The sequence below is a fragment of the Thauera sp. ZXT1-4 genome (assembly GCF_052598215.2).
Map to the genome: position 1 here is coordinate 1 of NZ_JBQWSN020000011.1, position 12,829 is coordinate 12,829.

Sequence of the window (12,829 nt, forward strand, 5' to 3'; positions counted from 1 at the left end):
ATCATGCGCTGGGGCTCGCGGAGCGGGTACGCGCTGAAGACAACACGGATTCAGGCATGTGTTCTCCGTGATGAGGGGCGGATTCTAGCCGAGAGCCCCGGCCAACACTACCGACGCTGGCCAGGACAGCTTCCGGAAACTGCGCCAGCCGGGCAGGCAGACGCGTCCCTTTTCGTATGGTTCGTTTCGGTGCGCACCTGCAGCCACGCCCGAGACTGAAGCAATAGCCCATATCGGGCGCAGGCTCAAGATGCAGCGCATCATTGCCTCGAACAACCAGGAGGACCGCACCATGCTGGAAACCGCTCCGCACCGCTCTTTCCGGAACCTGCCCGAGAGACCATGTGCGCGATGGTGCTGGACCGCCCGGGGGGCTGGAATTGCGCCCACTGCGGTTTCTGGTTTCTGCCTTACCGCTTGCTCTCGGCGCACAACTGTTTAAAATTACAGCCATCCATTGGAGGCTGACATGAGCGCCCGTAGCGAAAACCTTACCGCACGCCAGCAGGAAATCCTCGACTTCATCCGTGCCACCGTCGAATCCGAGGGCCGACCGCCCACGCGCGCCGAAGTGTGCACCGCCTTCGGCTTCCGCTCGCCCAACGCCGCCGAGACCCATCTGCGCGCACTCGCCGCCAAGGGCGCCATCCTGCTCGAGGAAGGCCGTGCCCGCGGCATCCGCCTCGCCGAGGCGCTCGGACTGCCGCTGGTTGGCCGGGTTGCCGCGGGCAGTCCAATCCTCGCCGCCGAGCATGTCGAAGCGCGCTTCCAACTCGACCCTGCCCTCTTCTCGCCCAAGGCCCACTACCTGCTGCGCGTGCGCGGCATGAGCATGCGCGATGCCGGCATCCTCGACGGCGACCTCATCGCCGTGCACCGCAGCACCGAGGCGCGCAACGGCCAGATCGTGGTCGCTCGCGTCGACGACGACGTCACGGTCAAAACCTTGCAGCGCAAGGGCCCGGTGGTCGAACTCCTGCCGGCAAACCCGGACTACACTCCCATCGTCGTCGACACCCGCCAGGCGCCCGTGGTGATCGAAGGCATCATGGTCGGGCTGATCCGCAAGGATCACTGACGTCGATTCCGATGGCGCGACCACCATGGCCATCCCGCTTCGCCACGCCGGGGACGCGCCGCAGCATGCTTCCCTGCCTGCGCCCCCCTCTGTGTGCCCTTCTGCATCCTCGCCCCTTTCCCTGTCCGCCGGCACGGATGCGCTCACCAATGCGCTCGCCAAGCTGCCAGCCGGCAGTGTCTGGCAAGCAAGTCAGCTTGCACAGGGGCAGACACGGGTGCTTCCGAGCGGCTTCGCCGAGCTCGATGCGGCGCTGCCGGGTGGCGGCTGGCCAGCCGGCGCACTGATCGAACTGCTGTGCGACCGCCCCGGCGTCGGGGAGCTCTCCCTGCTCCTGCCCCTGTTGCGCCGCGTGACACAGACCCAATGGGTGATCTGGATTGCTCCGCCCCTGCTGCCTTACGCCCCTGCACTGGCACACGCAGGCGTACCCCTGTCACGCCTGCTGCTGGTGCGCACCCGCAGCCGCCAGAATCTGCTCTGGGCCGCACGCCAAGCGGCCGCTTCGGGCAACTGCGCATGCGTGCTTGCATGGGCCCTGCAGGGAGATAACACCGCCCTCAGGCGCCTGCAGCTCGCAGCCGAGGAAAGCGCCACCCCCATTTTTCTTTTCCGTCCGCACAGCACGGCGCAGCATTCATCGCCCGCGCCACTGCGCCTGGCGCTTGCCGCACATGATCAGGGCCTGCAGATCCATGTGCTCAAGCGGCGCGGCCCGCCTCTCGCGGAGCCGTTGCTGTTGAACCTGCATGTCGCCGGCGGGTCGGAGCCGCCTGCCGCCGCTCCGATCACCGGGACCGCACCTGAAGCATGGGCGAACGAGTCACCTGGGAACGGGCCGCCCCGGGCTACCGCAGGGTCGCCGGGGGTGGCTGCCCCCACTTCGTCCCCCCTGGCCCTGGTCCGCTGAGCCTGCGCGCCATGCTGTGGCTCGCCATCGTACTGCCCGAGTTGCCCTTGCAGGTCTTCACCCGCGCCATGTCCTCGCCGCAGCCGCTCGCAGTCGCCTCCCCGCCGCCGCGTGCGCAGCTGATCGCCGCGAATGCCCCTGCGCGTGCGCTCGGCATCGTGCCGGGGCTGCGCCAGGCCAGTGCGCTGAGCCTGCTTCCCGGGCTTTCGCTACGCGCGCGCGCGCCGGCATGCGAGCGTGCCGCGCTGGAAGAGATCGCCCTCTGGGCTGCACGCTTCACCCCACGCATCAGCCTGGCACCACCGGATGCCGTGCTGCTCGAGGTGTCCACAACACTACGCCTGTTCGGTGGTACACACCGGATCGCACACGAACTGGAGCAGGGACTGCGCACGCTCGGGTTCGAGGCACGGCTCGCTTGTGCGCCAACGCCTCTCGCCGCCCACTGGTTCGCCCGCAGCGCCGCAGGCCGGCTAGTGGATGCGGACGATGAGCAGGAGGACTGGCTGCGGCACCTGGACGAACTCCCCGCGAGCGTGCTCGCGGACAGTGGCTGCGACGCCGCGACCTGCGAGCTTCTCGCCGGTCTCGGCATGCAGACCCTCGCCCAGGTGCAAGCACTGCCTGCCGCAGGCCTGGCCCGCCGCCAGGCGCAAGCGGTCAGCGAAGCGCTCGCACGCGCACGCGGCACACTCGCCGACCTGCGCCCCTGGTTCGCCCCCCCGCAGGGCTTCGACCATGCGCTGACGCTCCCCGCGCCGACACACCATGCCGAAGCGCTGAATTTCGCCGCCCGGAGGCTGTTCGCCAGCCTTGCCGCATGGCTGCAGGCGCGCCATGCCGCCCTCGATGCCTGCACCCTGAGCCTGGAGTACGAGCACGAACCGGCCACCGTGCTCGAACTTCTTTTCGGCCAGCCGTCGGCGGACGCCCAGCGTTTTGCGCTGATCGCACGCGAACGCCTGGCTTCGCTGCCCCTGCCCGCCGAGGTCTGCGCACTGCGTGTGCGGGCAGATCGCACCATGCAAGCCAGTACACCCAGCGGCGACCTGTTTGGCGACACCGGACAGGAGGCGGCAGACGCCTTTCTGCTCCTCGCCCGACTGCGCGCACGCTTGGGCGATTCCGGCGTAATCCGGCTGGGCACCCGGCCCGAGCACCGCCCGGAGGCAGCCCTGCAGGTGCACGCGCCGGATCGCACCCACTCCGCCCGGGAGCCAGTTCCCGCATACCGCGCCACGGCGCACCTGCCCCCCGCTGCACACGCGCGTGAGCGTCCGCTGTGGTTGCTGCCCGTACCGCGCCCGATCCTCGCGGAGCGGTTCACTCTGCTCGGCTGCGCAGAGCGCATCGAAACAGGCTGGTGGGACGGCCAGCCTGTGCGCAGGGACTATTACCGCGCGCGCGACCCCGGGCATGTGCTGTGCTGGATTTTCAGCGATCTGGATCGGGGCGGGCGTTGGTTCCTGCATGGATACTTCGCATGAGCCCCTAAAAGGCCTCAACCCCGGCATCCACGGCCAGAATCCGCTCCGCAAAAGCGCCCGCGCACGGAAAGCGCGCCCACGTACGCCGCGCCCAGGTAGTACACTGCGTCCAAAACTGCGTCCCCAAGCAGGCGCTTGCGCCTGCCTGAATCCCCCAACCACCCGAGCCCCTGCCTCTCCACAGCGCCCCGCTGCTCTGCCATGTCCCAACGCCCCTCAGCTTCCCTCGATACCCCCGCATCCAACCCGTCGTCCCCGGGCGGCGCTTTCTCCAGCACAGCGCTGCCGAGCGCGCATCCGCCCGGCGATGTGGCGCGCAGGCGTGCATTCTTCAGCCTGCTTGTCAGCCTCGTGGCGCTGCCCGCATCCTGGCTCCTGTTCTCCCAGCTCGAACGCCTGTGGCCCGAGATCGTGCAACTCGAAGGCATCCCTTTCCTCGCCGCAGCCACCCTGCTGGGCGCCACCATGGCGATCGGTCCCCTCGCGGTGGTGATCGGTCTGCTGCTCGCCGTGTGGTTCGGCGTGCGCAGCGTCTACAGTGCGCGCAGTCGTCCTTCCCCCGGGCTCGACCGGCTGATCATCGCAGCCGCACTGCTGGTCTGGTTCTTGCCAGCGCTGGCGGCGGTATACAAGGCGGCGCATGCGCTCGCCACCGGCAGCATCCATTTCGTCCGCCCGCCGCGGGACTACTTCCTTGCCACCGATCCGATTGCCTACTGGCAGGGTGTGGGCTTCTGGCTGATCATGGCGGGCCTGTTCGGGTTTCTCGCCTGGCGCTACTGGCGTGGCAAGCTGTTCGCCCGCCCGGCCGCCGAGCCCTGAGCCCCCCACGCCCGGCATCCGCCAGGCTCAGCTGCCCAGCCAGCCCCGGCGTAGCGCGACGGCCGCCGCGCCAGCCCTGGGCGCCAGTGAGAGCACGTACTTGTCCGCAGGCGCTTCGCCCAGTTCGAGCGTGAACGCCATCAGCTCGTCCCGCCGGAACACGTGCAGCCTCGCCTGCTCCCCCGCGAGGCGGCGCGCCAGCAGGTCGTCCAGTGCCTTGGCACTGGCGATGCGAATCCCGTCCAGCGCAAGCAGCACGTCGCCCGCCGATACCCCCGCCGTTTGCGCCGCACCGTCGTCGTATACATTCGCCACTCTTGGCTCGCCCGCGCCCGCAGCCAGCTTCAGGCCCAGCACCGGCGCCGCGCCCGCAGGCGTCGCCTCGAGCACCACGCCCATGGGTTTGAGCAGCTTGGCCAGGGGCAGATCCTCGCAGCCCTCCACCGCCTGCCGCAGCCAGCGCGCCAGCCGCGTGCCCAGTCCTTCGCCGCCGACCTCGCGTACCGCGGCAAAGATGCCGTCCTCGGGCACGCCCACGCCCGTGCAGCCATGGCGCTGCCACAGCAGGCGCATGACGTCGTCCAGACTGCAGCGACCCGCGCTTCCGGCACGTAGCTGCACGTCGAGCGCGAGCGCGATCAAGGCGCCCTTGGCGTAGTAGCTGACGATCGCGTTGGGCGCGTTCTCGTCCTGGCGGTAATACTTCGTCCACGCATCGAAGGAGGACTCGGCAACGCTCTGCTTGAGCCGGCCGCTGCCACGCATCACCGCGGAGAGGTTCTTGCCCAGCAGGGCCAGGTAGTCGTCCACCCCGATCACGCCGCTACGCACCAGCGCCAGGTCGTCATAGTAGGAAGTGAAGCCTTCGAAGGCCCACAGCAGACGGGTATGATTCTCGCGCGTCAGATCGTAGGGGGTGAACGCTGCCGGCTTGATGCGCTTCACGTTCCAGGTGTGGAAATACTCGTGGCTGCACAGACCCAGGAAGCTCTTGTAGCCATCGGACAGGCCTACCATGCCTTTCCACGGCAGATCGGCCCGGCTGCACAGCAGCGCGGTGGAGGCGCGGTGTTCGAGCCCGCCATAGCCCTCGCCCACCACCATGACCAGGAACGCATAGTACGTCACCGGCGCGGGCGCGCCGAACAGCTCGAGCTGCCAGGCACAGATGCGCGCCAGATCGCTGCACAGGCGCTCGACATCGCAATCCTGCCGCCCGGTGAGCGCAATCTCGTGTGTCACCCCGCCGGCTTCGAAGCGCGCCCGCGCGAAACGGCCCATCTCCACAGGGTGATCGATCAATGCATCGTAGTCCGGGGCAACAAAACGCCCGAAATCGCAGCGCCCGGTGGGTACGCCCTCTGCAGGCGGCAGCGTGGTGATGAGGGCCCAGTCCGCGTACTGCCCGCCCTCGGGGCGATCGATCGTGACGGCGCAGGGCGCATCGGTGCGTCCTTCCACCGCGAGGAAGACGCTCGTGCCGTTGAAGAAGCCGTGCGTCGTATCCAGGTGGGCGGTACGCACCGAAAGATCCCAGGCGTAGATCTCGCACCGCACCACCAGCTTCTTCACCCCGCGCAAGGGTGACGTGCGCCAGCTGTGTTTGTCGACCTTTTCCAGCACGCAGGGCTTGTCATCGGCCAGCGCCTCGATGCGGACGATGTTGCGCGCAAACTCTCGGATCATGTAGCTGCCCGGAATCCACGCCGGCAGGCTGAAGCCCTGCCCGCCCGGATCGGGATCCAACACCGTGCAGCTCACCTCGAACAGGTGCGCGCCGGGCCTGGACGGACGGATACGGTACTCGACGGGAGGTTTCATGAGGACGCTCTTGGGACCGTACGGGTTACCGGCGGATTGCACCGGCAGGTTCATTCAAGGGTGCGCAGGGCTTCGAGCGCCTCATCCACACGCCCGACCGGAATCACCGCCATGCCTTCGATCGGTTGCTTCGGCGCGTTTGCACGCGGCACGATCGCGGTGTCGAAACCGAGCTTGGCGGCTTCCTTGAGACGCTCCTGTCCGCGCGGCGCAGGGCGGATCTCGCCGGCAAGGCCCACCTCGCCAAACACTGCAAGGCCGCGCTTGAGCGGGCGATCGCGCAGGGAAGAGACGATCGCGAACAGGATCGCGAGGTCGGCGGCCGGCTCGGTGATCTTGACGCCCCCCACCGCATTGACGAACACGTCCTGATCGAAGCACACCACACCTGCATGGCGGTGCATGACCGCGAGCAGCATAGCCAGCCGGTTCTGCTCCAGGCCCACCGACAGGCGCCGCGGGTTGGGGCTCTGCGAGGAATCGACCAGGGCCTGCACCTCCACCAGCAGCGGGCGGGTTCCTTCCTGGGTGATCAGCACACAACTGCCGGCGACCTGCTGCGCGTGCTGCGACAGGAAGATGGCCGAGGGGTTGGAGACGCCGCGCAGGCCACGCTCGGTCATGGCGAAGACACCGAGTTCGTTGACCGCGCCGAAGCGGTTCTTGAAGGCGCGGATCAGGCGGAAGCTGGAGTGCGTGTCGCCCTCGAAGTACAGCACGGTGTCCACGATGTGCTCAAGTACCCGCGGACCGGCGAGCGTACCGTCCTTCGTGACGTGGCCGACGAGGATCAGGCTGGTGCCGCTCTGCTTTGCGAAGCGGGTGAGCTGGGCGGCGCATTCGCGCACCTGGGCGACCGAGCCCGGTGCCGACTGCAGGGCTTCGGAGTAGACGGTCTGGATGGAGTCGATCACCGCCACCCGTGGGCGTGCTTCGCGCAGGGTGTGGAGGATGCGTTCGAGATTGATCTCGGCAAGCATCTGCAGCGGCGTCGCCGCAAGCTGCAGGCGCTGAGCGCGCAACGCGACCTGCTCACCGGACTCCTCACCGCTGACATACACCACGCCTGAACCCTGCTTTGCAGGGGATGCACCGGCGCCCGGCGCCACAGCCATGCCCGCCAGGTTGGCGAGGGCCTGCAGCAGCAGGGTCGATTTACCAATGCCTGGGTCGCCCCCGATCAGCACCACGCCACCGGAAACCAGGCCGCCGCCGAGCACGCGGTCGAACTCGTCCAGGCCGGTAGCCAGGCGCGGCTCTTCGCGCGGCTCGAGCGTCGAGAGCACCTGCAGCCGACTGGTTTCACCGGCCAGGGCGGCAAAGCGGCTGCCCGCAGCCGGCGCTGCCGGTTCGAGCACGGTTTCGACCATGGTGTTCCAGGCCTGGCACTGCGGACACTGCCCCTGCCAGCGTACGGTCTGCGCACCGCACTCGGTGCACACGAAAGCCGTCTTGCTGCGTGCCAAAGACTCAGCCCTCGCCGCGCTCGCGGGCCATACGCGCGAACTCCTCGCACACGAATTCGGCAAAGGCGTTGATCAGCCTCGAGCGGAACTTGTCACGCGGCAGGATGACTTCGAGCGGGGTGTACAGGCGCGGCTTGAGCGGGATGGCCACCAGTCGCCGTTCTTCCACATCGCGCAGGATCGCGCGCCGCGAGGCGATCGCGAAGCCCAGCCCAGCCGCCGCGAGCTGCTTCACGGTCGCCAGGCTGCCCAGCTCGGCGCACAGCGTGATCTCGCTGCCCGCGATCCCGGCCGCTTCGAAGAACTCATCCGCGATCTGACGAATGCCATTACCCGGATCCCGGTCGATGAAGGGATGCCCGACCAGATCCTTGGCCGTCAGTTCAGCGAACTTCGCCAGCGCATGGTCAGGCCTGCAGATCACCAGCAGCTCATCGCGCGCGGCACTGCGGCGCTCGATGGTGTTCTGCTCGGTGGCGATCTCGATGAGACCGATGTCGAGATCACGCGCCGCGACCCGGTCCTCCGTCAGTTTCGAGGTACCCACCACCACCCGCGGCAAGACCCCCGGGTAACGCCGCTTGAATCCCTCGAGCAGTTCCGGCAGCCAGTACGCGGCAATGGTCGTGCTGGTGCCGATCTTGAGCTGGCCGGCCAGTTCGTCTGTCAGCTCCGACACCCGGGAATCGAGCTCCGCCGACAAGCCGAGGATGCGCTCTGCGTAGGCAAGCACCAACTCCCCTGCAGGCGTCAAGTTGATCTTTCCATGGCCGCGATCCAGCAGGCGGGTATCGAAGTGCTCCTCGAGCTGCTTGATCTGGAAAGTGACGGCGGGCTGCGTCATGTGGAGATGCTCGGCTGCGCGCGTGAACGAGCCGTGCTTTGCCACCGCGTGGAATACCTGAAGTCTGCGATCTGCCATGGTGTGTATAAGAATGACTTATTTTGCGAATTAAAGCACAAAGCGGTCCTTTCGGGGGACTCACAGCACCCCGTAAGGCCGCGTCCACGGTACGGATCCGCCCTGCCTCCGACACGCATGGCATACACGCCGCGTAGCGCCTGCGAGAGCGTGCTCCGCCGCCTTGCGCGCAGTCATCACCCTGTACCGGCGTTCGTGATATAACCCGCGCTCCAGTCCCGTGATCCGATCACCGATGCCGCTCGGTTTCTACATCATCATGGCGGCGCAGTTCTTCTCCGCGCTGGCCGACAACGCCCTGCTGATCATCGCGATCGCCATGCTGCGGGACATGGCTGCCCCCTCTGAATTCGAGCCGCTGCTCAAGCTGTTCTTCACGCTCTCCTACGTGCTGCTCGCAGCCTTCGTCGGCGCATTCGCCGACTCGATGCCGAAATGGCGGGTGATGCTGATCAGCAACACGATCAAGATCGGCGGTTGCCTGCTGCTCTTTCTCGGCACGCATCCGCTTTTTGCCTACGCGATCATCGGCCTGGGCGCGGCATCCTACTCCCCGGCGAAATACGGCATCCTCACCGAATACCTGCCGCACCGGCTGCTGGTCGTGGCCAACGGCTGGATCGAGGGACTGACCGTGGCAGCCATCATCGCCGGCACGGTGCTCGGCGGCGTCATGATCCGTGAGGACGTGGCCGGCCTGCTCGGCGGGCTGGGCCTGCCTTTCGCCCACACGCCATTCGCGGCCGCAGTGCTGTTCGTGGGCACGCTATACCTGCTCGCGGCGGCATTCAATTTCTACATCCCGGACACCGGCGTCGATCACAAGCCGCTCAAGCGCAATCCCCTTTACCTGATCCACGACTTCAACCATTGCCTGCGCCTGCTCTGGCGCGACAAGCTGGGCCAGATCTCGCTTGCGGTGACGACGCTGTTCTGGGGCGCAGGCGCGACCCTGCAATTCATCGTGATCAAGTGGGCCGAACACAACCTCGGCCTGAACCTCTCCCAAGCATCGATGCTGCAAGGCGTGGTCGCGCTAGGCGTGGCCACCGGCTCGGTGCTTGCAGCACGCTACGTCTCGCTGCGTCGCTCGGTGCAGGTGATCCCGCTCGGCATCGCTATGGGCGTGGTGGTGATGAGCATGATCGGCGTCACCGAGGCCTGGATCGCGATGGCGCTGATGGTCGTGGTTGGCGGACTGGCGGGATTCTTCGTCGTGCCCATGAATGCACTGCTGCAGCACCGCGGCCACATCCTGATGGGTGCGGGCCACTCGATCGCGGTGCAGAACTTCAACGAGAACCTGTCGATCCTGGTCATGACCGGCACCTACGCGCTGCTGATCATGTCGGGCCTTTCGATCAACACCGTGATCGTCATGTTCGGGGCCTTCGTCGCTGGAACGATGCTGCTGGTGATGCGCAGGCACGACGCCAATCAGCGCGAATTCGACAACGTCGCCCTGCTCGAGGACCGCACGCACTGAGCACCCCACTCCGCTCAAGCGCCGGCTGAACTTCTTCCGGCCACCGCCCCCGGCCAGCACCGATTTCCGGCAGCCGGATCGTGCCCCGCACTCGAGGCAGCGAGGCTCTGAGAACGTTCAGACCCGATCGCCCAGCTCGGCCATGAGGCGGCGCGCGAAGCACAGATCTTCCCAGGCCTTCGCCTTGTCCTGCGGATTGCGTAGCAGATAGGCGGGGTGATAGGTGACGACGACTGCGACACCGTTGTGCTCGAAACGCTTGCCACGCGCCGAAGTAATCGCAAGCTCGCGCTGCAAGAGCGCCTGTGCAGCCGGCCTCCCGAGCGCGACCAGCAGGCGCGGCTGCACCAGCGCAATCTGTCTTTCCAGATACGGCAGGCATGAAGCGATCTCGCTGCGCTCGGGCGTGCGATTGTGCGGCGGGCGGCACTTCACCGCGTTCGCGATGTAGACGTCCTCGCCGCGCGCCAGCCCGATCGTCGCAAGCATGCTGTCCAGCAAGCGGCCCGCCTGACCCACGAATGGTTCTCCGCGCTGGTCCTCTTCGGCGCCGGGCCCTTCTCCGACCAGCATCCAGCGCGCGCTTCGATCGCCCACCCCCGGCACTGCCTGCCTGCGCCGCTCGCACAACGGGCAGGCACGGCAGGCACCGATGTCCTCTTCAAGCGCTTCCCACCCCAGTGTTGCGATCCGGTTCGCGCGCCCATCATCCCGGGCCTGCAGCGACGGGCTCGGCGAACGCGCGAAACCTTCGGACTTCTGCACAAGCGGCCTGCCGGGCACGACCTGCGAAGCGGTGGGCGGACAGATTGCAGCCACTTCCGACACCTCTGCCGATACCTCTTCCGGCCCCGCTGCCGCCAGCGGCGCATCGGCGCCGGCCGCCGCCCGCGCGCGCAGGCGCCAGAGCGGCCCCAGCCTCATCTCGCGCAGCGCTGCCTCCGGCCAACTCGAGGTCCGAACAGCCATCAGAGCGTGCGTCTCATCACGATTGCATCTTCCCGGCCGTCCTGCGCCGGGTAATACCTCCTGCGCCGGCCGATCTCCACGAACCCGGAACGCGTATACAGCGCAAGTGCTGCCGTGTTGGAGGGACGCACCTCGAGGTAGAAGCTTGCCGCCCCATCGTCCCGCGCATGCACGCTCAAGCGTTCCACAAACTGCGTGCCGAGCCCCTGCCCCTGGAAGCCAGGGGCGATGCCGATCGTCAGCAAGTGCGCCTCATCGAGCACGCGCAACACGATCGCGTATCCGGCCAGGGCGTCATCGACCAGCAGCCCCCAGGCTTCGTGTCCGGCAGCGAGCGAGTCCTCGAAGTTGCCGCGCGTCCACGGGTGTGCCTGCAAGGCTTGCTCCTGCTCCACCACCCAGTCCAGGTGACCGGCATCGAGGGCGATGAAGCGCAGCAGCGGCCTCACGCCCGCCCTCCGCGCGCGAGCCGCTCCGCCGTGGTGAAGGCGACCTTGTCGCGTACATAGAGGGGTGCAGCGTGTTCCGCCGCGAGGAGTTCCCCACGCGCCGCGGCCACCGCCGCGAGGCGGGCAACCTCCTCGGCCCGCGGCATGTGTTCGGGTGCGCAGCCGAGCAGACGTCCCATGAAGCGCTCCTGCAGCACCTCCGGCCACACCTTGAACGCGGAACCCACTACAAACCAGTTCCCAGCCGGCAGATCGATTTCGACCGGCGTTGCACAACGCAGGGCGCCAATCTGTACCGGCACGCCTTCGGTGTCGGCCTCGAACGCGCCGCAGTAGATCTCACCCATGCGCGCGTCCGTCGCCACGAAGGCGCGCGCCGCACCAGTCTGCAGGGCAAGCGCCTGCAAGCTGCCGACTGCGGCCACCCCGACATCCGCAGCGAGCGCAATGCCCTGCGCGATCCCACACGCCAGCCGCACGCCAGTAAACGCTCCTGGCCCCGCGCCGAAGGCCACGGCGTCGAGATCGCCCACGCCCAGGCCCGCCTCGGCGAGCAGTGCGCGCACATCGCGCAGGATGGCTTCGGAGTGGTTGGCTGCACCCTCGACGCGGCGCGCCAGGAGTTCCCCGTCGTGCAGGACGGCGACGCTTCCGCGCTCGGTGGCAGTTTCGATGGAAAGGACTTTCATGAGGCCGGTATTCTACCGACACGTGGCAGGATGAGCGCGGAGAATCTCCTGCGCCGGCGTCCTGTGCCGCAGCCCGGCCGACCGTTTCACTACGACGGCAGCCCGGCGAGCAGCAGCGCGCGCTCAGCGCCCCTTGGCGCCGCGCGCTGGGGCGTCCGGGTAGGCGTCCCGCGCAGCATCGCGAACATGCTTGCGCAGATGATCGCGCTCTTCGCGGCTCATGCGGCGCCGCTGCGGCGAGCTCTGCCACTCGGCCGCCTCGCCATCGGACGCCTGCCCATCCAGCACCTGGCGCCAGTCCGGCCGCTTCTCCACGCGCTCCAGCGGCAACGGATCAACAGCCGTCTGCGCGAAACGGGCAGGCACGTCCGGCTGGGCGTCAACGCCCATGCTCACGCCAAGGAGCAGGACAAACCCGGCGATGCTGCAAAGACGCGACCGGCCGGAAAAGGGCAGCGGGCTGGATCGCAGGGAGGGCAAGGCGGCAAGACGCATGATCTGTGTCCGTGCGGACGGCGCCGAAGCGGCTGTCCGTCCCCACCGGGGTGGTTTTCTGTCCAGCCCCGAACATACGGGAATACGGTGGCTGCAGGAAGCCCGCGGGCACCTCCCAGAGGAACTTTTGTAAGGTGATATTGCCGCCATGTGCATGGCTTACGAAGCCTTACCGCCTGCACGGAGCACAACCCGCGCGATGTGCTGGCATGGCCCTGCGAGTCAGGCTAGGATT

The 12,829-nt window shown here is 67.5% G+C and carries 12 protein-coding genes; 5 read left to right on the forward strand and 7 right to left on the reverse strand.

Going from position 1 to position 12,829, the window contains the following annotated elements; translation table 11 throughout:
• The first annotated feature begins 469 nt into the window (after positions 1-469).
• From lexA to ACUH78_RS10260, 4 genes are all read left to right on the forward strand, one after another.
• The gene (lexA, locus tag ACUH78_RS10245) at positions 470-1,078 is read left to right on the forward strand and encodes a transcriptional repressor LexA (protein WP_418362699.1); all 609 of its coding nucleotides are present in this window, start codon (positions 470-472) and stop codon (positions 1,076-1,078) included.
• A 25-nt stretch (positions 1,079-1,103) separates the two neighbouring features.
• A complete protein-coding gene (gene imuA / locus ACUH78_RS10250) occupies positions 1,104-1,988 on the forward strand; it encodes a translesion DNA synthesis-associated protein ImuA (RefSeq protein WP_445333461.1) in 885 nt (294 codons plus the stop codon).
• Entirely contained in the window at positions 1,889-3,475 is a 1,587-nt protein-coding gene (locus tag ACUH78_RS10255; protein WP_445333460.1) for a Y-family DNA polymerase, read from the forward strand. Before imuA ends, ACUH78_RS10255 begins: the two co-directional genes overlap by 100 nt.
• 201 nt (positions 3,476-3,676) lie before the next feature.
• The gene (locus ACUH78_RS10260; protein ID WP_445333459.1) at positions 3,677-4,297 is read left to right on the forward strand and encodes a hypothetical protein; all 621 of its coding nucleotides are present in this window, start codon (positions 3,677-3,679) and stop codon (positions 4,295-4,297) included.
• A gap of 27 nt (positions 4,298-4,324) precedes the next feature.
• On the opposite strand, the gene ACUH78_RS10265 is transcribed toward ACUH78_RS10260, so the two are convergent.
• Genes ACUH78_RS10265 through ACUH78_RS10275 form a run of 3 tightly spaced genes read right to left on the reverse strand, consistent with a single transcriptional unit; the run spans position 4,325 to position 8,506 of the window.
• Positions 4,325-6,118 carry a M61 family metallopeptidase gene (locus ACUH78_RS10265; RefSeq protein ID WP_445333458.1) on the reverse strand — a complete coding sequence of 598 codons (1,794 nt, stop codon included), beginning with the start codon at positions 6,116-6,118 and terminating at the stop codon, positions 4,325-4,327.
• 50 nt (positions 6,119-6,168) lie between these two features.
• Positions 6,169-7,584, reverse strand: a complete 1,416-nt coding sequence (radA, locus tag ACUH78_RS10270; protein WP_445333457.1) for a DNA repair protein RadA — start codon at positions 7,582-7,584, stop codon at positions 6,169-6,171.
• 4 nt (positions 7,585-7,588) lie between these two features.
• A complete protein-coding gene (locus tag ACUH78_RS10275; protein ID WP_445333456.1) occupies positions 7,589-8,506 on the reverse strand; it encodes a LysR family transcriptional regulator in 918 nt (305 codons plus the stop codon).
• A 235-nt stretch (positions 8,507-8,741) separates the two neighbouring features.
• Between ACUH78_RS10275 and lplT the strand changes: the two genes are divergently transcribed.
• Entirely contained in the window at positions 8,742-9,992 is a 1,251-nt protein-coding gene (gene lplT, locus ACUH78_RS10280; protein WP_445333455.1) for a lysophospholipid transporter LplT, read from the forward strand.
• A gap of 117 nt (positions 9,993-10,109) precedes the next feature.
• Here the strand turns inward: lplT and ACUH78_RS10285 are convergent, their stop codons facing one another.
• The 4 genes from ACUH78_RS10285 to ACUH78_RS10300 all read right to left on the reverse strand — a co-directional run bounded on the left by ACUH78_RS10285 (position 10,110) and on the right by ACUH78_RS10300 (position 12,594).
• Positions 10,110-10,961 (reverse strand): uracil-DNA glycosylase, encoded by an 852-nt coding sequence (locus tag ACUH78_RS10285; protein WP_445333454.1) that lies wholly within the window; start codon positions 10,959-10,961, stop codon positions 10,110-10,112.
• Entirely contained in the window at positions 10,961-11,410 is a 450-nt protein-coding gene (gene rimI / locus ACUH78_RS10290) for a ribosomal protein S18-alanine N-acetyltransferase (RefSeq protein ID WP_445333453.1), read from the reverse strand. Before rimI ends, ACUH78_RS10285 begins: the two co-directional genes overlap by 1 nt.
• Entirely contained in the window at positions 11,407-12,099 is a 693-nt protein-coding gene (tsaB, locus tag ACUH78_RS10295) for a tRNA (adenosine(37)-N6)-threonylcarbamoyltransferase complex dimerization subunit type 1 TsaB (RefSeq protein ID WP_445333452.1), read from the reverse strand. The genes rimI and tsaB overlap by 4 nt, the downstream gene beginning before the upstream one ends.
• 123 nt (positions 12,100-12,222) lie before the next feature.
• A complete protein-coding gene (locus tag ACUH78_RS10300) occupies positions 12,223-12,594 on the reverse strand; it encodes a hypothetical protein (protein ID WP_418362688.1) in 372 nt (123 codons plus the stop codon).
• Positions 12,595-12,829: the final 235 nt, after the last annotated feature.